The sequence below is a fragment of the Kitasatospora sp. NPDC087315 genome (assembly GCF_044744345.1).
Classification (GTDB): Bacteria; Actinomycetota; Actinomycetes; order Streptomycetales; family Streptomycetaceae; genus Kitasatospora.
The window spans coordinates 149,003-170,696 of the sequence record NZ_JBIUYD010000005.1 but is presented as its reverse complement, the minus strand read 5'-3'; the positions used below and the strand labels follow the sequence as shown (position 1 = coordinate 170,696).

Sequence of the window (21,694 nt, the reverse complement as noted above, 5' to 3'; positions counted from 1 at the left end):
GCGGATGTTCGCGCGACGCCGTTGGGGCGTCGCGGTCGGTCACGTGGTGTCCTGGCGGGATGGTGTCAGGCAGGTGTCGGCCAGGATGAGGGTGCGGGCCTGGGCGGAGGTCAGGGGGCGGGCGAAGAGGTAGCCCTGGCCGAGGGGGCAGCCCATGGCGGCGAGCAGGTCGCGCTGGTCGGCGTTCTCGATGCCCTCGGCGATGACCTGGACGTCCAGGGTGTCGGCGATCCGGGTGATGCCCTTGACCAGGGCGTACTGCTGCGGGGACGCTCCGAGGCCGTCGATGAAGGACTTGTCGATCTTCAGGACGGAGATCGGGAACTCCCGCAGGTAGCTCAGCGAGGAGTAGCCGGTGCCGAAGTCGTCGATCGCGATGCCCACGCCCAGGTCGGTCAGGGTGCGCATGTCGGTCCTGATGCGCTCGTCGCGGCGCATCAGGACGGACTCGGTGAGCTCCAGCACCAGCGAGTGGGGGTCGATCCCGGAGGTCCGGAGGGCGCCGCGCACCACGTCCACGAAGCCCGCGTCGCGGAACTGGCGCGCCGAGACGTTGACGTTGACCCGTAGCGGGGGGAGGCCATCGGCGAGCCGCCGGTCGGAGCTGGTCCGCTGCCAGGCGGCCACCTCCTGGGCCGCGTGCTCCAGGACCCAGGCGCCGAGCGGGACGATCTGGCCGCTCTCCTCGGCGAGGGCGATGAACTCGTCCGGCAGGATCATGCCGCGGCGGGTGTGCGGCCAGCGGACCAGGGCCTCGAAGGCGACCAGGCCGCCCGTCGCCAGATCGACGATCGGCTGGTAGTACAGGGTGAAGGCGGACTCGGCGATCGCCGTGTCCAGGTTCTCGTTCAGCTCGTGCCGCTCGACCAGGCCGGTCTGTAAGGCGGGCCGGTAGTGGCACCACTGCCGCTTGCCGGCCGCCTTCGCCGAGTAGAGCGCCAGGTCCGCGTGGGTGAGCAGCTCGGCCGCGTCCACGCTGTCCTCGGTGGTCGCCACGCCGACGCTGGCGGTCACCCGGACGGCGCCCGCGCTCAGCTTGAACGGCTCCGCGAAGGCCGCCAGCACGGTGTCCGCGATCACCCCGACGTCCTCCGGGCGCAGCGCGTCCTCCACCAGCACCGCGAACTCGTCGCCGCCGAGGCGGGCCGCCGTGTCGGAGGTGCGCAGCGCGGTGGAGACCCGCAGGGAGACGGCGACCAGCAGTTCGTCGCCGACCGCGTGCCCCTGGGTGTCGTTGACCACCTTGAAGTCGTCCAGGTCGACGAAGAGCACGCCGATGACCGCGCCGGTGCGTTCGCCGCGGGAGAGGGCGTGCCCGAGCCGGTCCTGGAAGAGGACGCGGTTGGCGAGACCGGTCAGCGAGTCGTGGAAGGCCCGGTGGGTGAGCTCGCGCTCCATCTGGCGCTGTTCGGTGACGTCGCGCAGGGTGAGCACCAGGCCGCCGACGGTCGGGTCGGCGCGCAGGTCGTTGCAGCGCACCTCGGCCTCGATCGGGGTGCGGTCGTGGCGCAGCAGGCGCCAGTGCTCGCGCCGCTGCTCCCGCCCGTCGGCGCCGTCCTGCCCGCGCATCCGGGCGAGCGCGTGGTCGACGGCGCGGCTGTCCTCGGGCGGGACGAGGTCGGTGATCAGGGTGCCGTCCAGGCTGGGGTAGCCGAGGACCTGCTCGGCGGACGAACTGGCGTACCGGACGCCGTCGTCGGCGTTGAGGATCAGGATGACGTCGCTGGTGCTCTGGACCAGGGTGCGGAAGTAGGCCTCGCTGTTGCGGAGGTTGATCTCCTGGCTCAGCATGACGCGTTCGACGGCCAGCGCCGCCTGGGCGGCCAGGATCTCCAGCGAGCCCCAGAGGCTGGCGAGCTCGTGCTCGGTGCCGGTGACGATGAGCGCGCCGATCAGCGGGTCGCCGGAGGGGCGTTCGGCCAGGGTGAGCGGGCAGAGCAGGGCGTACGGCATCCCGCCGAAGCGGGCCGAGAGGTCGGCGCCGATGTCGTCGACGGCGAGTAACCGGGTCTCGCGGTAGGCGGCGAGGGCCAGCACCTCGTCGGAGCCGGGGGCGGCGGGCGGGGCGAAGGGGGCGTGCCGGGTGGCGCCGCGCTCGGCGTGCCGGACGTGCAGCACGCCCGCCTCGGTGACCGCGAGCAGCGCGACGTGCCCGGCCTCGGCGGGCATCAGGGTGGAGGCGGCGGTCTGGACGGCGTCCGCGACCTCCTCGACGGTGACGGCGGCGGTCAGTGAGGCGCCGGCCTCGCGCAGCGCGCGTTCGCGGGCGATGGCCTGCCGCCGGGCGTGGACCACCACGGCGAGCCGGGCCAGCACCAGCAGGTAGAGGACGGCGGAGAACGCGCCGATGACCCCGGCGTTGCTGGTGTTGCCGTGGATCGCCTCGATGATCAGGATGGCCGGGGCGATCAGCGCGGCGAAGGTGAGCAGGGCGAGCCGGCCGGCGCTGATGTCGGGCTGCTGGCTGGGGACGGGTCTGGTCAGCTGGACCATGGACGGATGCAGGGCGGCCGCGCCCCACGCGGTGTAGAAGGCGGCCCAGCCGAGGTCCACGGGCGTGCCGATGTGCCAGCCGCCGTGCAGCTGGGTCAGTCCGTACAGCACGTCGGAGACCAGCATGCCGACGGTGCCGACGGTGAGCAGCTGGAGGGCGCGGCTGGTGCCGCCGCGTGGCACCAGCAGCCGCAGCAGCAGGGCGAGGACCACCACGTCGCCCAGCGGGTAGGCGATCGAGGTGGCCCGCTGGATCCAGGTGAGGTCGGGGTTGCGGGTGTAGGGGAGGATCAGGTAGATCCAGGAGAGCAGGGCCAGGCCCATGGTGAGGATGAGGGCGTCGAGCAGGCTGGCGCGGTCCTGATGGGCCGTCCGCCAGCGGATGAAGCCCAGCACGCCTGCGGCGTACAGCAGGTACTCGGCGAGGTAGAAGATGTCGGCGACGGAGGGGAACGGGTATCCCAGCCGCAGGAACTGCAGCTGGATCACCTGCACCACCTCGCCCGCGGTGAAGCTGAGGTTGGCGAGGGCCAGCAGGTACCAGAACCGTGCGTGCGAGGGGCGGTTGAGGCGGACGCCGACCACGATGGCCACGACGCCGCTGAGGCCGATGCCCGTCCACCAGATGATCCGCTGGGAGGGGTTGGTGTAGTAGATGCCGGTGAGCAGCACCATCCACAGCAGGTAGCAGGCCGTCAGGCGCTGTCGCCGGCGTGTCAACGAGGCTACCTCCTCCGCGACTTCACCCCGCCGAGCGGGCGGGGGACTTCGGGTGAGGGCGGGTTCGGGAGTGGGTAGAGGCATAGGGGAACGGCCCGGGGGAACGTCCGGCTGAACGGCGGTGGAAAGGCGCCGGAAAGACGGTTGGGCGTTCGAGTCGAGCGGTGGGTGCGTATAGTCAGAAATGTCGCACCTCCCAGCATTCTGCCGCCACAGCACGAGGTCAAGCCGGTGGATGAGGCACCAGACAGCGCAGAGGGCGCACGAACGGATGTGAATTCCGGTCGTCACGCCGTGCTTTGCAACAACAACGGTCAGTATGCGATCTGGCCCGGTGACTCAACGGTCCCCGGCGGTTGGCGAAGCGTGTTCGGGCCGGCCGGGCGCGCCGACTGCCGCGCGTACGTGGAGCGCGAGGCGCGGCTCGGCGGGCGGCGTGACGGGCCCTGGGGGTCCGGGCTTCCCGGGCGGGGCGGTGGCGGGCCGGTGCGGGCCGGGTTCGCGGACACCGTGCACGGGCTGTTCCGCGCGCGGGCCGCCCACGACCCGGACGCGGTCGCGGTGCTCGCCGAGGACGGCGCGCTGAGCTACCGCGAACTGGACCTGCGCAGCGACCGGCTGGCCGGCGCGCTGCGGGCCCGGGGCGTCGGCGCGGAGCGGGTGGTGCCGGTCTGTCTGGAACGCGGGACGGGCCTGGTGACGGCCTGGCTGGGGGTACTGAAGGCCGGCGGGGCGTTCCTGCCCCTGGACCCGGCGCACCCGCGCCGGCGGCTCGCGCGACTCGTCGAGGACTGCGGGGCGGACGTCGTGGTGGCGGAGGCGGGCGCGTTCGGCCGGAACGGGGGGCGGGGCGGCTTCGCGGGGGCGGAGGTGCTCTCGGTGGACACGGCGGCGGCCCCGGTGGACCCCGGTGCCGGCGCCGTCCCGCACGCCGTCCCGCACGCCGTCCCGTTCGTCGACGAGGCGGTGCCCGACGACCTCGCCTACCTGATCCACACCTCGGGTACCACCGGCACCCCCAAGGGCGTTGCGGTCACCCACCGTTCACTGGTCTTCACCCTGGACCGGGTGATCAACGCGTACGGTCTCACCCCGCGCGACCGGGTGCTGCAACTCGCCGCGCTCGGCTTCGACACCTCCCTGGAGCAGGTGTTCGCGACCCTGCTCAGCGGCGCCACCCTCGTCCTGGGCGGGGTCCGGACCTGGGCGCCCACCGAACTCGTCCACCGGATGGGCACCCTGGGGCTGACCGTCGCCGACCTCACCCCCGCCTACTGGCACCAGGTGCTGGAACTGCTCCCCGAGGGCGGGCCGGCCCCGGAGGGCCTGCGGCTGCTCGTGGTCGGCGGCGACACCGTGCACGCCGACGACTGCCGCAGGTGCCTGGACCGGCTGCCGGGTGTCCGGCTGGTCAACGCCTACGGCGTGACCGAGGCGGCCGTCACCTCCCTGCTCTACGAGGTCACCCCGGCCGTCCTCGACGACGCCGACGGGGCCGCAGGGACGGGCGCCGCGCCCGTCCCGATCGGCAGACCGTTGCCGGGCGTCCGGGCGCGGGTGCTGGACGCCCGGCTCAGGCCGGTGCGCCCCGGTGAGAAGGGCGAGATCCACCTCGGCGGGCCCGGCCTCGCCCGCGGCTACTGGCGGTCGCCCGTCCTCACCGCCGAGTCCTTCCTGCCCGACCCGTACGCGCCCGTCCCCGGCGAGCGGATGTACCGCACCGGCGACACCGGCCGCTGGCGCCCCGACGGCGGGCTGGAGATCCTCGGCCGCTCCGACGACCAGGTGAAGGTCCGCGGCTACCGGGTCGACCCGGCCGAGGTCGAGTCGGTGCTCGCTGCCCACCCCGAGGTCCGGCTGGCGAGGGTCGCCGCCGACCGGCACACGGACGGCGCGTACGTCCTCACCGCCTACTACACGCTCGCCGACCGGGACGGCTCCGGCTCCCGCGCGCGGCGCGACCGGATCCGCGCGTACCTGGCCGACCGGCTGCCGGACTTCATGGTCCCCGCCGAGTTCGTCCTGCTGGAAAGCATGCCGCTGACCGCCGCCGGGAAGATCGACCGCCGCCGGCTGACCGGCGGCGGACTGCGGCAGCGGCGGGGGGAGGACGGGGGGGGCGGCATCGCCGGCCGCCGCGGCGGGAACGGCGGGAGCGACCGGGACCGCGAGACCGCCGCCATCGAGACCGCGGTCGCCCCGCTCTGGTCCGAACTGCTCGGCGTCGAGGACGTCGGCCCGGCGGACGACTTCTTCGTCCTCGGCGGCAACTCGCTGCTCGCCATGGAGATGCTGGCCCGGGCCCGCATCATGTTCGGCATCGACGTCACCCGGATCCGCTTCCTCGCCCGCGCCCTGCTGCACGACGCCACCCTGCGCGCCTTCGCCGCCGCCACCCGGCGGGCGCGCTCCGGCCGCGACGGCTTCGGCGAGGCGGCCGTCGACTGGGCGGCGGAGGCCGAACTCGGCGTTCCCGTCCGGCAGTCCTGGCAGCCCGCGCCCTCCCGTGCCGAGCCGGCCGAGATCCTGCTCACCGGTGCCACCGGATTCTGCGGTGCCCACCTGCTGAACACCCTGCTGCACACCACCCGGGCCCGCGTGCACTGCCTGGTCCGCGCACCCGACGAGGAGCACGCGCTGGAACGCATCCGCGCCGCGCAGCAGCGCTTCCTGCGGCACGACCTCGCGGACCCGAGGGTCGTCCCGCTGGTCGGCGACCTCGCCGAACCGCTCCTCGGCCTGACGAGGAGCCGCTTCGAGCGCCTGGCCCAGAGTCTGGACGCCATCCACCACCTCGGCGGCCAGGTCAACTTCATCTACCCCTACCGCCAGCTGCGCGCTCCCAACGTGGGCGGCACCCGCGAGATCGTCCGGCTGGCCGGCCACACGCGCGGCATCCCCGTCCACTATCTGTCCACCCTCGCCGTCCTGGCCGGGTTCGGCGCGGCGGGCGTCGGCGAGGTCTCCGAACGGACGCCGCTCGCCCACCCCGACCGGCTGGCGGTCGGCTACGTGCAGAGCAAGTGGGTCGCGGAGCAGGTGCTGCACAACGCGGCGGCGGCCGGGCTGCCGGTCACCGTGCTGCGCACCAACGACGTCACGGGGGACCTCGCGACGGGTGTGATGAACACCGGGACGGAGATCTGCGCGCTGATCAAGTACATCGCGGACACCGGGAGTTGCCCGGACGTCCGGTTGCCGCTCGACTTCGTCCCGGCCGACCGCTTCGGCCGCGCCGTCGCCCACATCGCCGCCCACGCCCCGGCGGAGGGCGAGGTGTACCACGTGACCTCGCCGCTCCCGGCCGATCCGGCGGACCTCGCGGAGCGCCTGCGGGCGCACGGGTACGCGGTGGACGAAGTCCCGTACGGGGACTGGGTGCGGGGCCTGGTCCGCTTCGCGGCGGGCCACCCGACCCACCCGATGACCCCGTTCGTCCCGCTCTTCGTCGACCGCGGCCCGGGGACCGAACTCTCCATCAGTGAAATGTACTTCCGGCCGACGTTCCCGCTCTTCGACCGGTCCAACACGGAGCGGGCGCTGGCCGGCAGCGGCATCGAGCTGCCGCCGGTGGACGAGGAGCTGATCGACCACTACCTGCGACGGCTGACGGTGGAGGGCTTCCTCCTTCCGCCGGCCCGGGCGGTCCGGCGGTGAGCGATCGCGGCGGGTGCGGCGGTCGCGGCGGTGAACGGGTACGGCGGTGAACGGGTGATGCCGTGGTGAACGGGCGTGCGGGGGCGGCCGGATGAGCGAGATGAGCGAGGTGTTCGCGGGGCTGGACGTGGCGCGGGCGCCGACCGGCGGGCCGGCCGCGTTCGGGGCGGGGCTGGACGCCGAGGTGCTGTTCGACGCCTACCGGCACGGGCTCTTCCCGCTGCCGGCCGTCGACGACTACACGATCGCCTTCAACGAGGCCCGGTTCGAAGACGCCGTGGCGGCGGGGGAGGTGGCGCTGCTGCCCGCCACCGGGGGCGGGGGAGGCGTCGGCGCGGATCCGTACGCGCTCGCGTGGTGGTCCCCCGATCCGCGGCCGGTGATCGCGCCGGACGGCGTGCGGCTCGGGAGCCGGTTCGCCCGGCGGTTGCGGAACGGCCTGGACTGGTGGACCAGCGCGGACCGGGCGTTCGAGTCCGTCCTCGCCGGCTGCGCCGAAGGCCGCCGACCGGCCTGGCTCACACGTGAGTTGCGGGCCGCGCTGGTAGGGCTGCACGAGCGCGGCGCGGCGCACAGCGCGGAGGTGTGGGAGGACGGGGAGCTGATCGGCGGTGTCTTCGGTGTCGCCGCGGGCCCCGTCCTCAGCCTCGACTCGATGTTCCACCGCCGCTCCGGTGCCGCCAGGGTCGCCGTCGCCGATCTCGCGGCCCGCTTCGCCGCCGCGGGCGGCCGGCTGCTGGACGCCCAGTGGGACAGCCCGCACGTCCGCAGTCTCGGCGCCGTCCCGATGCCCCGGGCCCGTTATCTCGCGGAGCTGGCCGGGCCACCCGCACCGCGCCCGCTGCCGGCCGGACCGCTCCCGGCGGCCCGGCTGGGGTGAGGACGGGCCGGCTGCCCGGCCCGGCGGCCCGGCGGCTCAGCCCTCCCCGCGCCGCTCCTCCAGCAGACCGAGCAGCCTGGCCACCTCGTGGTCCACGTTGACGTGCTTGTCGTCGACGAACGGCAGCAGGATCCCCTTGCCTCTGTGCGGGTACGCGTAGGTGAAGAAGTCCGGCGCGCCCTTGCCGAGGCCCGAGTTGGGGTTCGGCACCTTGCGGAACTCCTTGATGTCCGCCCAGGCGAGCCGGCGCCGGCGGACGATGCCGCGGACCCGGACGCCCTCCTCGGTGACCAGGGTCGCGGCGCGCGCGGCCGAGATGATCAGCAGGAACAGCAGGCCCAGGATGATCAGCGTGCCGGCGGTCTTCGTCGAGGAGGCGAACTCCTGGTCGGCCCAGAGCGGTACCAGCGCGCCGCCGGAGGCCAGCAGGATGGTGAACGCGAAGCCCCCGATCCGCATGGTGGCCACCCGGTACTCGTGCGGAAGCCGAAGCTGTTCGGAACTCATGCCGCCCCCTGACGAAGGTCATCCCCGGTAATCGACCGGTTCCGCAGTGTAAGGGCTTCGGGGTGCCCGCCGATAGGCTTGAGGAGGACCGGATGTGACGGTACGTCAATTTCGCCGCCACGCTGGGTGAGGTTTGCCCGGGGTGGGGCCGGGCAATCAGCCGGGCATGTTGTCTGTGGTGGTGGCGCCCTGGGAAGGGGAGCCGGTGTTCGTCCGGGCTCCCGACGAACCGCACGACGCGGCGAGCACGATGAAGGTGGCCGTGCTCGCGGCGCTGCACCGGAGCGGGGCCGACCTGGACGCCGAGGTGCCGGTGGTGAACCGCTTCGTCTCCGTGGCGGGCGGCGAGTTCGCCAACGACCCCGGCTGGGACAGCGATCCGGAGCCGTGGGCGCTGCTCGGCGGGACGGCACCGCTGCGGCTGCTCGCCGAGCGGATGATCACCCACTCCTCCAACCTCGCCACCAACCTCTGCCTAGCCCGGGTCGGGCACCCGGCGGTCGCCGAGGTCTGGCGCCGCGCGGGCGCCACCCGCAGTGCCAGCCCGCGCGGGATCGAGGACTACCCGGCACGTGACCAGGGCGTGCACAACCGGGTGAGCGCGCTGGACCTGGTGCGGCTGCTGCGCTCGCTGGCGGGGGAGCCGGAGCTGCTGGCGCTGCTGGAGCGCAACGCGTTCCGGGTGGACCTGGCGGCCGGGCTGCCGCCGGGGACGAGGATCGCGTTCAAGAACGGGTGGTCCCCCGGGGTCCGGCACGGCGTCGGCCTCGTCCACCCCGGGGACTGCCCGTCGTACCTGCTCGCCGTCTGCTACACCGGGCCGCTGGCCTCGGGCGAGGACGAGACGGCGGCGGATCCGGCGGCCCGGCTGCTGGCCCGGATCTCGGCGGCGGTCTGGGAACGGCGCCGGGAGATCGCCCGGTAGGCGGCCTGGCCCGCCGCCGTTCCGGCCCGGCCCCGGACGCACGCGACCCCGCGCGGGCAGCGGCCCGTGCGGGGTCGAGACGAACGGCCGGACGGCGGCCGTCAGTACGGCTTGACCAGGACGTGCGCGGCGCCCGGGATACCGACCTTCAGCAGCTCGTCCTCCTCCGGGGTGGTCGGCGTGCCGGTCTCCTGCTTGAGGACGGCCCGCGACATCGCCTGCACCCACATCGCGCGCGGGCGGCGGCGCTCCTCCCAGGCGGCGAGCGCCGCGGCCACGTCCTCGGTGGCGTCCAGGCTCTCGGCCAGCACCAGCGCGTCCTCGACCGCCATGGCCGCGCCCTGGGCGAGGTGCGGGGTGCTGGCGTGCGCGGCGTCACCGGCCAGGACCACCCGGCCGACGTGCCACGGCTCCTCCACCGTGACCTGCGAGATGCGCGAGTAGACCACCGCCGACGGGTCGGTGACCAGGGTCAGCGCCTCGGCGACCGGGCCGCCGAAGCCGGCCAGCCGCTCGGCCAGCTGCTCGTGGGCGCGCTCCGGGTCCGGGCGGAAGTCCTCGGCCTCGGCGAACACCGAGCCCAGGTACATCAGTTCCTCGGTGATCGGGGTGAGCAGCGCCTTCGCCTTCAGGTTCCCGGCGGACATCACCACACCCTGCACCTCGGGCGAACGCGGCAGCGTCACCCGCCAGTTGGCGAAGCCGGTGTACTCGGGCGCGTACACGTCTCCGTACAGGCGCTTGCGCAGCGGCGAGCCGATGCCGTCGAAGCCGACCACCAGGTCGTACCGGCCGCTGTGGCCGTCGGTCAGGGTGACGTCCACGCCCTGGCCGTCGTCGGCGAGTTCGGCGATCGTGGCGCCGAAGCGCACGGACGCGCCGGCCGCGGTGGCGGCGGCGCTCAGCACCCCGGCCAGGGCGGGCCGCGGGATGCCGTTGTTGGAGGGGGCGTCGCCCATCCGGGGCTGCGGGATCTTGGCGAGCGTGGTGCCGGCCGGGTCGCAGATGGTCAGCACCTCCCACTCGAAGCCGGCCGCCAGGCACGCGTCCAGCACGCCGATCTCGCGCATCACGTGCAGCGCGTTGGACGGCTGGATGATGCCGACGCCGAGCGCCTCCAGCTCGTCGCGCAGCTCGGCCACGTCGACCTGGTGGCCGCGCCGGGCGAGGGCGGTGGCCAGGGTCAGGCCGCCGATGCCGCCGCCGTGGATCAGTACGCGCAGGGGTGAGGTCATGACGGGGTTCTCCCGGGGAGGTCGGTACAGGAACGTCGGTGCGGGAAACAGGGGAGGGAGGGCGCGGGGCCGGTCAGCCGACGGGCGCGGCCCGGACGGCGGAGAGGTCCATCAGGTGGTCGACCAGGGCCAGCAGCAGATCCCGGCCGAACGAGCGCTCCCGCACGTCGCCGAGCAGCATCGGCACCTGCGGGTCGAGGTCGAGGGCGGCCCGGATCTCGTCCGGCGTCCGGGTGTTGTGCGCGTGGAAGCAGTTGATCGCCACCACGAACGGGATGCCGCGGCTCTCGAAGAAGTCGATCGAGGCGAAGCTGGTGTCCAGCCGGCGGGTGTCGGCGATGACGATCCCGCCGAGCGCGCCGTTCACCAGGTCGTTCCACATGAACCAGAAGCGCTCCTGCCCGGGCGTGCCGAACAGGTAGACGACGAGGTCCGCGTTGACGGTGATCCGGCCGAAGTCCAGGGCGACGGTGGTGGTGTTCTTGCTGTCCACGCCGGACAGGTCGTCCACCCCCACGCTCGCGCGGGTGAGCAACTCCTCGGTGCGCAGCGGCGCGACCTCGCTGACCGAGCCGACCAGGGTGGTCTTGCCGACGCCGAAGCCGCCCGCGATCAGGATCTTCACGGCGGCGGGCGCGGCGGGGGGAGCGGGCGGGGTTGGTGCGGTTGGTGCCATGGTTCAGAGTCTCCGGAGTCCTTCGCGTACGGCCGTCAGCAGACCGAGGTCAACGCCCCCGCTCGCCCGGGCCACCGAGAGCGGCGCCCGGGCCAGCAGCAGGCCCTGGGAGATCAGGTCGTCCAAGAGGATCTTGGTGACCGAGACCGGCAGGTCCAGCCCGGCCGCCACCTCGGCGACGGCGGCCGGACGGCGGCACTGGTTCAGGATCATCCGGTGCTCGGGCTGGAGGTTGCGCGGCCCGGACCGGGAACCCCGGGCCAGGGCCACGCGGGCCTCCTCCTCGACCGTGGTCAGCACCGTGATCAGTGTGAGGTTGTCGCGCTCGGGCGCGGTGCGGCCGCGGGTGATGGTGTACGGGCGCACCATCGATCCCGAGCCGTCGTCCTCGTCCTCGTCGGACACCTCGCTCCAGTGGGGCCTCACCGCGCGATCACCCGCGGCCGGCGTGTGTGCTGCGGGCGGCGAACGCGTCGAACTCGCTGCGCGCCGGGGTGCTCATCTTCTGGCCGACCTGCTGCACCAGGGTGTGCATGGCCACCGACATCACCTCGGCGTCCACCTCCTGGGAGGCGATCACGGCCAGGTGGGTGCCCTGGGCGGCGGCGATGATGAACAGCCAGACCTCGGCCAGCTCGACGATCACCTGGTGCACCGGACCGCCGTCGAACAGGGCGCCGACACCCCGGGCGAGGCTCTGCTGGCCGGTGGCGACGGCCGCCAGGCGCTCGGCGTCGGCCCGGTCGATGCTCCGGGAGTGGCTGACGACCAGGCCGTCGTCGGAGAGCAGGACGGCGTTCCTGGTTCCGGGCACCGAGTCGACGAGTCCGTCCAGCAGCCAGTCCAGGTCCTGGTGGGTGGCGATCGTACGGTTCATCACTGGTCATCCGTCCTAGTGGTTCGGGAATCCGCGGCGGGGAGGGCCCAGGGGGACGGGCCCGACGCGGGAGTCGGGGGACCGGCGGCTGCGGTGGGGGACGCCGGGTGTGCGGTGGCGGCGGGCAGCCGGTGCTGCCCGGAGTCCTGGTCACCGTCCTGGCCGCGGGCGGCGCGGGACTGGCGCTGGAAGGCGCCGATCGCGGCGCCCGAGCGGCGCACCGGGCGCGGGCCCGTCCTCGGGGGCCCGTCCTGCCGGTGCGGCTGCTCGGCGGCCGCACCGAAGCCGCCCGGCGCGCCGGGGGCGTCGGGCCGCGGCGGCACCCGCAGCTCGGCGGCCAGGCTGGCCTGGCGGACACGCTGCGGCAGCGGCGGCTGCTCGCCGGTGGGCTCGCTGACCGGCACCGAGGAGGCGTACTCGCGGCGCTCGGCGAGCCGGTAGTGGTCGGCCGGGCGGTACTGCTCGTCGGCGTACGGGGCCTCGGCCGGCGTCACCGTGGCGTAGGCGATGTCCGGGTAGGCGGGGGTGTCGTACCCCTGCTTGTCGTACGCCGCGGAGCCGTGGGCCGCGGAGCCGTGGGCGGGGTTGTCGTACGCCGGGTTGTCGTACGTCGGGGAGTCGTACCCCGTCGCGCTGTACCGGGGGGTGCCGTACCCCGGGGTGGTGTGGTCGCCGTACCCGGTCTGGGCCGAGCCGTACGACTGCGCGCCGTGCTGCTCCATCCCGTACCCGGGGCCGCCGTGGGCGGAGGCGCCGGACGGCTGGAAGCCCGGGAAACCGTGCGCGGCCGTGCCGTCCGCCGGGGAGCTGTGCTCGACCGGCTGGTCGGTCTCCAGCGGCTGGATGTACTCGACGTGCGCGAACGCCTCGACGGGGGTCGGCGCCGAGCCGGGCAGCAGGGCCTGCACGGTCTCGTCGTCCAGGCCGTTCAGGCTGTTCTGGTTGTTCAGATCGTCCAGGCCGTCCGAGCCGTTCAGGTCGTTCAGGTCGTCCAGGTCGGCGATGCCGGCCGCGTGGTCCGGGCCGTCCGCGGGCTCGCTCGCCGCGGTCAGCGCGGTGAGCGCCGCCTTGCGCGAGCGCCGGGCGAGCGGGATCGGCTCGACGGGCGTCGCGTCCGGCAGCCCGGCGTCGCCGTCGATCACCAGTTCCTCCGGGACGAGCACGACCACCCGGGTGCCGCCGAAGGCCGACGGCCGGAACTCGATCCGCAGCCCGGTGTTGGCGGCCAGCCGCGCGACCACGTAGAAGCCGAGGCGGATGTCGTCCGCCCGGGCCAGCACGTCCATCCGGGGCGGACTGCTCATCAGCTCGTTGGCCGCGTCGTACTGCTCGGGGTCCATGCCGAGCCCGCGGTCCTCGATCTCCACCGCGAGGCCGCGGCCGACCATGGCGGCCCGGACCTCCACCGGCGTGGGCGGCTTGGAGAAGGTCGCCGCGTTCTCCATCAGCTCGGCGATCACGTGCGCGACCGAGCCGACGGCCCGCTCGGAGAGCCACGGGTGGCCCTCCACGTCCAGCATGATCCGCCGGTAGTCCTGCACCTCGCTCTGCGCGGCGCGCAGCACGTCCAGCAGCGGGACGGGCTTGCGCCAGCGCCGCTGCGGCTGGCCGCCGGCGAGGATGACCAGGTTCTCCTCGTAGCGCCGCAGACGGGCGGTGAGGTGGTCGAGGTCGAAGAGGCCCTCCAGGACCTCCGGGTCCTCGTGCTTGCGCTCCAGCTCGTCCAGCTTGCGGAGCTGCTGACCGATCAGCAGCTGGGTGCGGCGGGCGATGCGCTGCAGCAGCCGTTCGAAGCCGCGGTGCTGCTCGGCCTGCCGGACGGAGGTCTCCAGCGCGGAGGTCCGGGCCAGGTTGAGCGCATGGCCGAGGCGGGCCAGCTCGTCGGTGCCGTTGCCGTGCGGGCCGGCGGTGATGGCGTGGGTCTCGGCCTCGACGTCCACCTGCTCGCCGCGCGACAGACGCTCCACCACCTCGGGGAGGGTGCGCTCCAGCTCCTGCGCCTGGGTGTGCAGCTCCTGGATGCGGCGGCGCAGCGACCGGGTCAGGCGCCAGGTGGTCAGGATCACCGCGATGACCGCGACCAGGCCGATGAGGCTGGTCAGCACGACCTTGGTGAGCAGCGAGAGGAAGGAGTCCTTGCCGACCTCGACGATGCCGTCGGTGCGGGCCTCGATCGCCTTCACCAGCTGCGGGTTGAGCTGGTCCAGGGCCTGGCGCCACTGGTCCTGCGACGCGGGGAGTCTGACCGTCCCGCCGGACTCCGGCGTGGTCGGCTTGGTCAGGGCCTGCTCGACGGTGTCCTTGGCCTGCCAGGCGGGGCTGTTCATCAGCTCCTGCCAGGCCTGGTCCTCACCGGCGGGGATGTACGGCACGACCTGCACGCCGAACAGGTGCTGCTGCGCGCCGATGGACTGCTGGACCTGCTGGTAGTCGGCGACGCTCAGCCGCCCGGACGGCCAGCCGCGGGCCAGGATGGCATCCTCGCGGGCCAGCATCTCCTTGGCCCAGAAGGCGTTCACCAGGGTCTTGGAGATCCAGGTGACCTCGCCGTTGTCGACGTGGCTGAGCGCGGTGAACAGCCGCAGGTCCACGGCGATCAGGTCGGTGTAGTACGTGAAGACCGTCTGCTGGTCGGTGGCGGCGCGGTCGACCGCGGCGCGCTGCTCGGCCAGCTTGCCCATCGCCTGGCGCGCCTCGGTGACGGCGCTGAGCACCTCGGCGGGCGCGCTGTCGGCGGTCTCGCCGGAGAGCGCCTGGAACTGGCGCACGGCGTCGTCGGTCAGCGCGCGCTGGCGGCGCAGCGCGTCGGTGACGCTGCCGGGCCGGGCGAGCGCCTCGGCGCTGAGCCGGCGCTCCTCCTGGAGGTTGTAGTAGACGATGTTGGAGGGCTTCCCGGCCTTCTGTGCCAGCAGGCCCTGGGCCGCCTGGCGCTGGAAGTCGAGGAAGGTCTCGCCACTGGTCCCGGCCCAGAGGGCGACGAGGGAGAGGCTGGGGACGATGGCCAGGACGAGCAGAGCCGTCCGCAGTGACAGGCGCGGACGCCTGCGGGGGGCCTTCGGCGTCGGGGGCCGCCGATTCGCACGCGCGCGCAGAGCTGACTCCTTGGGACTGGCGGCCGACCCTTCCGGGCCGAACCGTCCGGGGGGCACGGGCTTTGACGAAGCGATACTAGTCATACGGTGTGATGGGAGTGAAAACTCGTTCGCCGCCTGGACGGTGGCCGCACACCGCCTGAACACAACGTCACCGGTCGGTTGACGGTTGGTGGTCGAAGCATCCTTGTGATGGCTGATGACCCGACGTCAGTGCAGGTGGGGGCGGTGGGGGCGGCAGATGCGGAGAGTGTGTGCCCGCGGGGAGCGGGCCGTCCGCAGCCGTAAGGAGCGGGCCTGCCGAGCCTGTGGGCGGCGGGTCGTCGCGCCCGCCGAATCCGTGGGCGGTGGGCCCTCCGTGCGGGGATGGGGCGGGCCTGCCGCGCCCGAGGGCGGCGGCCCACCGTGCCCGCGGAGGGCGGGCCTGCTGTGCCCGAGCGGGAGGGGTGAAGGTGCCCGCGCGCGCAGGACCGGAGTGTCCGCCCGGTCAGGCCGCGAGCAGGCGGGCGCGGGTGGCCTCCAGCTCGGCCGCCAGCCCCTGCCCGGCGCCCTCCGCGTCGCCCCGGCGTACGGCCTCGACCAGTTCGGCGTGCGCCGGGTGGCCGTGGTTCGGATCGCCCTTGCGTAGCTCCAGCAGCCCGACCAGCTCGACCAGACGCTCCTTCAGAACCGGGACGAACTCCGCGAAAAGGTCGGAAAGGACCGGGTTGTGCGCGGCCGCGACCACCGCCGTGTGCAGCGCGATGTCCGCCGTCACGAAGGCGGCGTCGTCCCCCTCGCCCGCCGCCAGGCGGGCCGTCAGCGCCTCGTCCATCGCGGCCAGGTCCGCCTCGGTGCGGCGCACGGCGGCCAGCCGGGCCGCCTGCACCTCGACCACCGTGCGGACCTCGTAGACGTGCGCCAGCTCCGCCCTGCGCAGCCGCGCCGACCAGTCCTCGCTCGGCCGGTCCGCCGTCACGAACACCCCGGCGCCCTGGCGGCTCTGCACCATGCCGGCCCCCGCCAGCGCGCGCAGGGCCTCCCGGACGGTCGAGCGGCCGACACCCAGCTCCTTCGCCAGCGTCACCTCGCCGGGCAGCTTGCCGCCGACGGGCCAGTGCCCGGCCGCGATCTGCTCCTCGATCCGCCGGGTCGCCTGATCGACCAGAGGGGAGGGGCGGAGGGGGCCGAGCGGGGACATCGCGTTCACCTGCCAGGTTGTCTGAGGACTTGGTTCGTGGTTACTGTACCCCGCATGAAGCCGTGGAGTCTCCTTCTTGGTGGCCGCAGCGGGGTCTGACCGGACCGGCACCCCGCTGCGGGGCGCCGTGCTGCCGGTCGTCCTCCGGTGCCGCACCCGGCCGACGCGACCGCACCGTCGCCGCCCGGGTGCCGCACCCCGTCGTGAAGGACTCACGAGACCCATGCGATTCCCCACCCTCCGCACCCCCGCCGGCCCCGTCCCGGCCACCGCCCCCGCCTGGAACCCGCAGCGCGGCAGCGCCATGCCGCACCACCGCTACCGCCCGGCACACGAGCGCGTCCAGCTGCCCGGCGGCCGGCCCGCCGACCGGCCCCGGGAGTGGCCGGGCCGGCGGATCGAGCACGCCCCGCTCTGGGTGCCCGTCGACCTGCGCGACGGCAACCAGGCGCTCGCCGAGCCGATGGACCCGGCACGCAAGCAGCGGATGTTCGACCTCTTCCTGGCCATGGGCTTCAAGGAGATCGAGGTCGGCTACCCCTCCGCCAGCCGCGCCGACTTCGACTTCGTCCGGCAGCTGGCCACCGTGCCCGGCGCCGTCCCGCCGGACGTCACCGTCGTCGTCTTCACCGCCGCCCGCGCCGACCTGATCGACCGCACCTTCGAGGCCGTCGAGGGCCTGCCCCGGGTCGTCGTCCACCTCTACACCGCCACCGCGCCGGTCTGGCGGGACGTCGTCCTCGGCCGCGGCCGCGAGGAGCTGCGCACCCTGATCACCGGGGCCGCCGAACACCTGGCCCGGCGGGCGGAAGGCCGCCCGGGCGTGCGCTTCGAGTTCTCGCCCGAGGTGTTCAACCTGACCGAACCGGACTACGTCCTGGAGATCTGCAACGGCCTCACCGCCCTGTGGGACGCCGACCCCGACCGGCCGGTGATCCACAACCTGCCCGCCACCGTCGAGATCGCCACGCCCAACATCTACGCCGACCAGATCGAGTACATGCACCGCCACCTGGACCGGCGCGACGCGGTGATCCTCTCCGTCCACCCGCACAACGACCGCGGCACCGGCGTGGCCTGCGCCGAACTCGCCGTCCTGGCCGGCGCCCAGCGGGTCGAGGGCTGCCTGTTCGGCAACGGCGAGCGGACCGGCAACGTCGACCTGGTGACCCTGGCGCTCAACCTCCACACCCAGGGCGTCGATCCGATGATCGACTTCTCCGACATCGACGAGATCCGGCGCACCGTCGAACACTGCAACCGCCTGCCCGTCCACGAACGCCACCCCTACGTCGGCGACCTCGTGCACACCGCCTTCTCCGGCACCCACCAGGACGCCATCAGGAAGGGCCTGGCCCACCACGCCAAGACGGCCGCCGACCTGGGCGTCCCGGCCGGCGAGGCGCCGTGGGCCGTGCCCTACCTGCCGATCGACCCGGCCGACCTCGGGCGGGACTACGAGGCGGTGATCCGGGTCAACAGCCAGTCCGGCAAGGGCGGCATCGCCTACCTGCTGCAGACCGGACACGGGCTGGACCTGCCCCGCCGGCTCCAGATCGAGTTCTCCCGGGTGGTCCAGGAGTCGACGGACGACAGCGGCCGCGAGATCGGCGCCGACGAGCTGTACGCGCTGTTCCGGGCGACGTACCTGGACGCGGCGCCGGCGGCCTCGTGGCGCACGGGGGAGCGTGCCGGGCAGGGAGGCGGTGGCGGCCACTGGGCGGAGGTCACCCTCGACGGCCGGGCCTGGCGCGGCGAGGGCAACGGCCCGCTGGACGCCGTCACGGCGGCCCTGCGGGAGGCCGGGACGGCCGTGGACATCCTGCAGTTCAGCGAGCACGCCGTCCGCACCGGCCCCGACAGCGACGCCGTCGCCTACGTCGAGGCGCGGGTCGCCGGGGAGGCGGTGTGGGGCGCCGGGCGCGACACCTCCGTCCTCACGGCGGGCGTACGGGCGGTGCTGAGCGCCGTCGGCCGTGCGGGGGCCCGGGAGATGACGGCCCGATGACAGCCGGTCTCCCCGCCCGCAGCCTGACCGTCGCCGCCGCCCTCGCGGCGGCCGGCCTGACCGGCGAGATCCGCGTCCTGCCCGACTCCGCCCGCACCGCCGCCGAGGCCGCCGCCGCCCTCGGCTGCGAGGTCGGCGCCATCGCCGGCAGCCTGGTCTTCCAGTGCGACGGGGCGCCCCTGCTGGTCATGACCAGCGGCGCCCACCGCGTCGACACCGCCTACCTGGCCGACCGGCTCGGCACCGGCCCGATCGAACGCGCCACCGCCCAACAGGTCCGCGACGCCACCGGCCAGGCCATCGGCGGCGTCGCCCCGACCGGCCACCCGGCCAGACTGCGCACCGTCGTGGACACCGCCCTCGCCGGGCACGACGTCCTCTGGGCGGCCGCCGGCCACCCGCACACGGTCGTGCCGATGACGTACGACGAACTGCTGCGCCTCACCGGCGGGACACCGTCGGAGGTGCACGCCTGAGCGGGCCCGGCCCCGGTTCGTTCCGTTCCGCGCGGGCCCTCCCGGCTGCCGCCCGTAGCCGGGAGGGCCCGCGTCGCTGCCGGACGCGAGCATCCTGCCGTCCGCCCCGTCCGCACGCCATCCCAGAATTCTGGTGGGTGACCGCCCCGGCCGCCGCCGACCGAACCCCCGGTTTCCGCCAAGTTGCCTCCGGGGCGCCCTTCTTCGGTATCCGCGCAGCTCGGAGTGGCTGACCGGCCGGGGCGTCCGGCAGACCCGGAACGGTGGCCGGGCGGAACCGCCGAGGCCGCACGGCGGGCGCGCGCCGACGGCGCCGGGGCGCACCGGGCGGGCGCACATGTCCGGTTCGGGACGGTCGAGTTGTCCGTATGCCGAGGACCGGCCCTCCCGTGTCGGCCGCCACTGCTACACCAAGGGGCGGGCCGAGGCGCACCGGGCGCCCGCCCTCTCGGGAGGCACAGTGGCGAACGACGACGGCCGGGTGTGGGTGCGGGGCCACTTCCGGCGCAAGCCCGCGTCGGGAGGTGGCGGGACCACGAAGGCGAGCGGGTGGGTGATCGCCGGAGCCGTGGCCGTGTTCTGGCTCTGGGGCCACTACGTCGGCTTCACCGACGACGCCGGAGCCCCGCCGCCGACCGCCGCCACGCCGTCCGCGGTCGGCACCCCCTGATGGCCCGGCGCCGGCCCCTGCTGCGCAAGCCACGCGGCCCGGTCGAGCACGTCGCCGCGGCCGCCGTCGGCGTCGCGCTCGCCGTACTGCTGCTCGGCGCCGCGCAGAGCCTCCTCCGGTCCTGGCCCTTCCTCGCCGCCGTCGCCGTCCTCGCCCTCGCGGCCGCCGCCCGCCAGCCGGCCCTCGACCGGGCCCGCACCGAACGCCTGGCCGCCCTGCGGCTCACCCTCGCCCAGGTGGACGCCCTGGACGACCAGGCCTTCGAGTACGCCCTGCGGGACCTGCTGATCCGCGACGGCTGGAGCGCCCGCAAGGTCGGCCAACAGGGCGACCAGGCCGCCGATGTGACAGGCCAGCACCCGAGCCACGGCCGCATCGTGCTCCAGGCCAAACACACCAGGGTCGGCGCCAAGGTCGGCGTCCACGTGATGTACGAGGTGAAGGGGACCGCAGGACCGGTGCACGGTGCCGACATCGCCGTCGTGGTCACCAACGGCACCCTCACCCGCGATGCCATGGCCTGGGGCGACCGGCACCGCATCCACTGGATCGACCGCCCCCGCCTGGAGACCTGGGCCGACCGGGGCACGCCGCTGCACGACCTGCTCGCCCTGCCGGGCCGCCCGGCGAAGCGACGGATCGGGTGGCGGCGGGTGGCGTGAACCGCGGCGGGTTCCAGGGCGGTTCGGTGTCGTTCACACCCGCGATGGCGAAACTCCCGTGCTCCGCGCCGAATGCGTCGACCGCGTCGACGCGGTCCCGCAGGGCGACACGCCGCCCGTGGAACGAAGTCGTGATCTCCCCATCAGCCGCAGGCCAACTGTCATTCAGCAGCGCATGGTTGACAAGGTGAATGTGAGAACTGACCGACGGCCGGGCCACCCCGGGGCCGGTCAGGACGGGCTCTCGGGGTCGGCCCCGAGGGTCTTGCCGTCGACTCCCGGCCGGGGGACGCCGTCGACCGCCACGCAGATGCCGAAGACGCGGGCCTGGCCGGTCCAGCCATTGACCCGGCCGCGGTTGTTGCTGATCTGGACCCGCCTCCGGGCCGGATCCACGGCCGAGACCAGATGCAGGTACACCGCCCCGGCGACGCGGGCCAGGACGATGTCCCCGACCTCCAGCTTCGACGCGTCGACCGGCGCGACGACCACCTGCTGCCGACTGCGGATCAACGGGACCATCGAGGAGCCGCTGGGCCGGAATCCGACGACGGCCCCGGCGGCGACCCGGCCCGCCACTGCGTCCAGCACACCCATGCGGTGATCGTGGCAGACCTGGCCGGGTCACCCAACCGATTTACGCCCCGCCCTGGCGGAACCGCGCCACGAACGTGCGCTGCCAGGGCGTTTCGACGGCGTGCGGGTGGTAGTGCTCCCGGACGAACGCCACCGCCCGGTCGGCCGGGACCCCGTCCAGGACGGCCAGGCAGGCCAGCGCGGTGCCGGTACGGCCGCGGCCTCCGGCGCAGGCGAGCTCGACCCGGTCCGAGGCCGACCGCCCCCACGCCTCGCGGAACGCCCCGGCGGCCTCGGTGCGGTCGGCGGGGAGCCGGAAGTCGGGCCAGCGGAGCCAGCGGCTCTCCCAGTCGACCGCCGGTGGCCTTCGCCCCAGCAGGTAGAGCCCGAAGCCGGGTCGGGGCCCCGGAGGCAGCGGCCGGCTCAGGCCGCGCCCCCGGACGAGCCGGCCCGACGGCAGCCGCAGCACTCCGGCGGCCGTGGGCTCCCAGGACGGCGCGGTGGTCATGGGCCGAGCGTACTTCGTGCCCCGGGTTGTCGGCGGTGTGGCCCTGTGTCGCCAGGTTTCCCTGTCCGGTCCCGGTCTGGGTGCTCCGGCCGCCGCTCGGCTAGTGTGCGTGCATGGGGCTGACGGAAGAGAAGGCCGACCACCTCGCTCCGGAAGCGACGCCGCCCCACGGGGCCGTCTGCCCACGGTGCGAGGAGTCCTCCCGGCTGGCCGTCTTCGAGGAGTACCGCCGGCCGGTCGTACGCTCGGCGGGCCGGGTCCGGCTCCTGGCCGCGGCAGCCCTCGGGGCGTACGGCTGGGGACTGCTGCTCCAGGGGCACACGGGGTTCGGTGCGTCGTTGCTCGCAGGCGCCCTCGCGGCGGGGGCCCTCATCGCCAGGGCGCTCACCCGGGCGGGGTCGGGGTGGCGGACGCAGGTCCTCTACTGTCCACGGTGCCGCGTGCGCTTTCGTCCCGGCGACCCGGTCACCGCGTTGACGATGCCGTCCTCGTTCTCTGCCCCGTGGTGAACCACCGGGCCCGTGCGGGCGCCACCGGCAACGGCCCCGCGCT

At 74.2% G+C, this 21,694-nt stretch carries 18 protein-coding genes; 8 read left to right on the top strand and 10 right to left on the bottom strand.

The window, feature by feature from the left end:
• Positions 1-39: 39 nt before the first annotated feature.
• Complete coding sequence (locus ACIO5D_RS09450) at positions 40-3,213, bottom strand: putative bifunctional diguanylate cyclase/phosphodiesterase (RefSeq protein WP_400794526.1); 3,174 nt, start codon at positions 3,211-3,213, stop codon at positions 40-42.
• Between the two features lie 168 nt (positions 3,214-3,381).
• Here ACIO5D_RS09450 and ACIO5D_RS09445 point away from each other — a divergent pair, with 168 nt between their 5' ends.
• Both ACIO5D_RS09445 and ACIO5D_RS09440 read left to right on the top strand, forming a co-directional pair.
• Positions 3,382-6,870 (top strand): amino acid adenylation domain-containing protein, encoded by a 3,489-nt coding sequence (locus tag ACIO5D_RS09445; protein WP_400794524.1) that lies wholly within the window; start codon positions 3,382-3,384, stop codon positions 6,868-6,870.
• 91 nt (positions 6,871-6,961) lie between these two features.
• A complete protein-coding gene (locus ACIO5D_RS09440; RefSeq protein WP_400794521.1) occupies positions 6,962-7,750 on the top strand; it encodes a leucyl/phenylalanyl-tRNA--protein transferase in 789 nt (262 codons plus the stop codon).
• 36 nt (positions 7,751-7,786) lie between these two features.
• Here ACIO5D_RS09440 and ACIO5D_RS09435 read toward each other — a convergent pair whose 3' ends face one another.
• The gene (locus ACIO5D_RS09435) at positions 7,787-8,257 is read right to left on the bottom strand and encodes a PH domain-containing protein (protein WP_363604425.1); all 471 of its coding nucleotides are present in this window, start codon (positions 8,255-8,257) and stop codon (positions 7,787-7,789) included.
• Between the two features lie 166 nt (positions 8,258-8,423).
• Here ACIO5D_RS09435 and ACIO5D_RS09430 point away from each other — a divergent pair, with 166 nt between their 5' ends.
• Complete coding sequence (locus tag ACIO5D_RS09430; RefSeq protein WP_400794519.1) at positions 8,424-9,182, top strand: serine hydrolase; 759 nt, start codon at positions 8,424-8,426, stop codon at positions 9,180-9,182.
• A 101-nt stretch (positions 9,183-9,283) separates the two neighbouring features.
• Here ACIO5D_RS09430 and ACIO5D_RS09425 read toward each other — a convergent pair whose 3' ends face one another.
• The 6 genes from ACIO5D_RS09425 to ACIO5D_RS09400 form a co-directional block, all read right to left on the bottom strand.
• Positions 9,284-10,417: an FAD-dependent monooxygenase gene (locus tag ACIO5D_RS09425; protein WP_400794517.1), complete on the bottom strand. Its 1,134-nt coding sequence runs from the start codon at positions 10,415-10,417 to the stop codon at positions 9,284-9,286.
• Positions 10,418-10,490: 73 nt separating this feature from the next.
• Entirely contained in the window at positions 10,491-11,093 is a 603-nt protein-coding gene (locus ACIO5D_RS09420; protein ID WP_363604431.1) for an ATP/GTP-binding protein, read from the bottom strand.
• Between the two features lie 3 nt (positions 11,094-11,096).
• Complete coding sequence (locus tag ACIO5D_RS09415) at positions 11,097-11,519, bottom strand: DUF742 domain-containing protein (protein ID WP_400649977.1); 423 nt, start codon at positions 11,517-11,519, stop codon at positions 11,097-11,099.
• A gap of 7 nt (positions 11,520-11,526) precedes the next feature.
• Positions 11,527-11,970, bottom strand: coding sequence for a roadblock/LC7 domain-containing protein (locus ACIO5D_RS09410; RefSeq protein WP_363604433.1), 444 nt, complete (start codon positions 11,968-11,970; stop codon positions 11,527-11,529).
• Positions 11,970-15,146 (bottom strand): nitrate- and nitrite sensing domain-containing protein, encoded by a 3,177-nt coding sequence (locus ACIO5D_RS09405; protein WP_400649973.1) that lies wholly within the window; start codon positions 15,144-15,146, stop codon positions 11,970-11,972. Before ACIO5D_RS09405 ends, ACIO5D_RS09410 begins: the two co-directional genes overlap by 1 nt.
• 403 nt (positions 15,147-15,549) lie before the next feature.
• The gene (locus ACIO5D_RS09400; protein ID WP_400650339.1) at positions 15,550-16,242 is read right to left on the bottom strand and encodes a FadR/GntR family transcriptional regulator; all 693 of its coding nucleotides are present in this window, start codon (positions 16,240-16,242) and stop codon (positions 15,550-15,552) included.
• 223 nt (positions 16,243-16,465) lie between these two features.
• Between ACIO5D_RS09400 and ACIO5D_RS09395 the strand changes: the two genes are divergently transcribed.
• The 4 genes from ACIO5D_RS09395 to ACIO5D_RS09380 all read left to right on the top strand — a co-directional run bounded on the left by ACIO5D_RS09395 (position 16,466) and on the right by ACIO5D_RS09380 (position 20,058).
• Positions 16,466-18,250 carry a 2-isopropylmalate synthase gene (locus ACIO5D_RS09395; protein ID WP_363604437.1) on the top strand — a complete coding sequence of 595 codons (1,785 nt, stop codon included), beginning with the start codon at positions 16,466-16,468 and terminating at the stop codon, positions 18,248-18,250.
• Positions 18,247-18,726 carry a YbaK/EbsC family protein gene (locus ACIO5D_RS09390; protein ID WP_400794515.1) on the top strand — a complete coding sequence of 160 codons (480 nt, stop codon included), beginning with the start codon at positions 18,247-18,249 and terminating at the stop codon, positions 18,724-18,726. Before ACIO5D_RS09395 ends, ACIO5D_RS09390 begins: the two co-directional genes overlap by 4 nt.
• A 460-nt stretch (positions 18,727-19,186) precedes the next feature.
• On the top strand, positions 19,187-19,396 hold the full coding sequence (locus ACIO5D_RS09385; RefSeq protein ID WP_400649967.1) for a hypothetical protein: 210 nt from the start codon (positions 19,187-19,189) through the stop codon (positions 19,394-19,396).
• Complete coding sequence (locus ACIO5D_RS09380) at positions 19,396-20,058, top strand: restriction endonuclease (RefSeq protein WP_400649964.1); 663 nt, start codon at positions 19,396-19,398, stop codon at positions 20,056-20,058. The genes ACIO5D_RS09385 and ACIO5D_RS09380 overlap by 1 nt, the downstream gene beginning before the upstream one ends.
• Before the next feature lie 231 nt (positions 20,059-20,289).
• Here the strand turns inward: ACIO5D_RS09380 and ACIO5D_RS09375 are convergent, their stop codons facing one another.
• Entirely contained in the window at positions 20,290-20,655 is a 366-nt protein-coding gene (locus tag ACIO5D_RS09375; RefSeq protein ID WP_363604444.1) for a S26 family signal peptidase, read from the bottom strand.
• A gap of 40 nt (positions 20,656-20,695) precedes the next feature.
• Positions 20,696-21,142, bottom strand: a complete 447-nt coding sequence (locus ACIO5D_RS09370; RefSeq protein WP_400794513.1) for a protein phosphatase — start codon at positions 21,140-21,142, stop codon at positions 20,696-20,698.
• Positions 21,143-21,255: 113 nt separating this feature from the next.
• Between ACIO5D_RS09370 and ACIO5D_RS09365 the strand changes: the two genes are divergently transcribed.
• Complete coding sequence (locus ACIO5D_RS09365) at positions 21,256-21,651, top strand: hypothetical protein (RefSeq protein WP_400794511.1); 396 nt, start codon at positions 21,256-21,258, stop codon at positions 21,649-21,651.
• The last annotated feature ends 43 nt before the right edge of the window (positions 21,652-21,694 follow it).

What these genes read in the sequence shown, in the direction of transcription:
- ACIO5D_RS09390 (WP_400794515.1), top strand. Translation starts at nt 18,247, where the DNA reads ATGACAGCCGGTCTCCCCGCCCGCAGCCTGACCGTCGCCGCCGCCCTC.
- ACIO5D_RS09420 (WP_363604431.1), bottom strand. Translation starts at nt 11,093, where the DNA reads ATGGCACCAACCGCACCAACCCCGCCCGCTCCCCCCGCCGCGCCCGCC.
- ACIO5D_RS09430 (WP_400794519.1), top strand. Translation starts at nt 8,424, where the DNA reads ATGTTGTCTGTGGTGGTGGCGCCCTGGGAAGGGGAGCCGGTGTTCGTC.
- ACIO5D_RS09405 (WP_400649973.1), bottom strand. Translation starts at nt 15,146, where the DNA reads ATGACTAGTATCGCTTCGTCAAAGCCCGTGCCCCCCGGACGGTTCGGC.
- ACIO5D_RS09435 (WP_363604425.1), bottom strand. Translation starts at nt 8,257, where the DNA reads ATGAGTTCCGAACAGCTTCGGCTTCCGCACGAGTACCGGGTGGCCACC.
- ACIO5D_RS09400 (WP_400650339.1), bottom strand. Translation starts at nt 16,242, where the DNA reads ATGTCCCCGCTCGGCCCCCTCCGCCCCTCCCCTCTGGTCGATCAGGCG.
- ACIO5D_RS09425 (WP_400794517.1), bottom strand. Translation starts at nt 10,417, where the DNA reads ATGACCTCACCCCTGCGCGTACTGATCCACGGCGGCGGCATCGGCGGC.
- ACIO5D_RS09395 (WP_363604437.1), top strand. Translation starts at nt 16,466, where the DNA reads ATGCGATTCCCCACCCTCCGCACCCCCGCCGGCCCCGTCCCGGCCACC.
- ACIO5D_RS09375 (WP_363604444.1), bottom strand. Translation starts at nt 20,655, where the DNA reads ATGGGTGTGCTGGACGCAGTGGCGGGCCGGGTCGCCGCCGGGGCCGTC.
- ACIO5D_RS09365 (WP_400794511.1), top strand. Translation starts at nt 21,256, where the DNA reads ATGGGGCTGACGGAAGAGAAGGCCGACCACCTCGCTCCGGAAGCGACG.
- ACIO5D_RS09440 (WP_400794521.1), top strand. Translation starts at nt 6,962, where the DNA reads ATGAGCGAGATGAGCGAGGTGTTCGCGGGGCTGGACGTGGCGCGGGCG.
- ACIO5D_RS09380 (WP_400649964.1), top strand. Translation starts at nt 19,396, where the DNA reads ATGGCCCGGCGCCGGCCCCTGCTGCGCAAGCCACGCGGCCCGGTCGAG.
- ACIO5D_RS09370 (WP_400794513.1), bottom strand. Translation starts at nt 21,142, where the DNA reads ATGACCACCGCGCCGTCCTGGGAGCCCACGGCCGCCGGAGTGCTGCGG.
- ACIO5D_RS09410 (WP_363604433.1), bottom strand. Translation starts at nt 11,970, where the DNA reads ATGAACCGTACGATCGCCACCCACCAGGACCTGGACTGGCTGCTGGAC.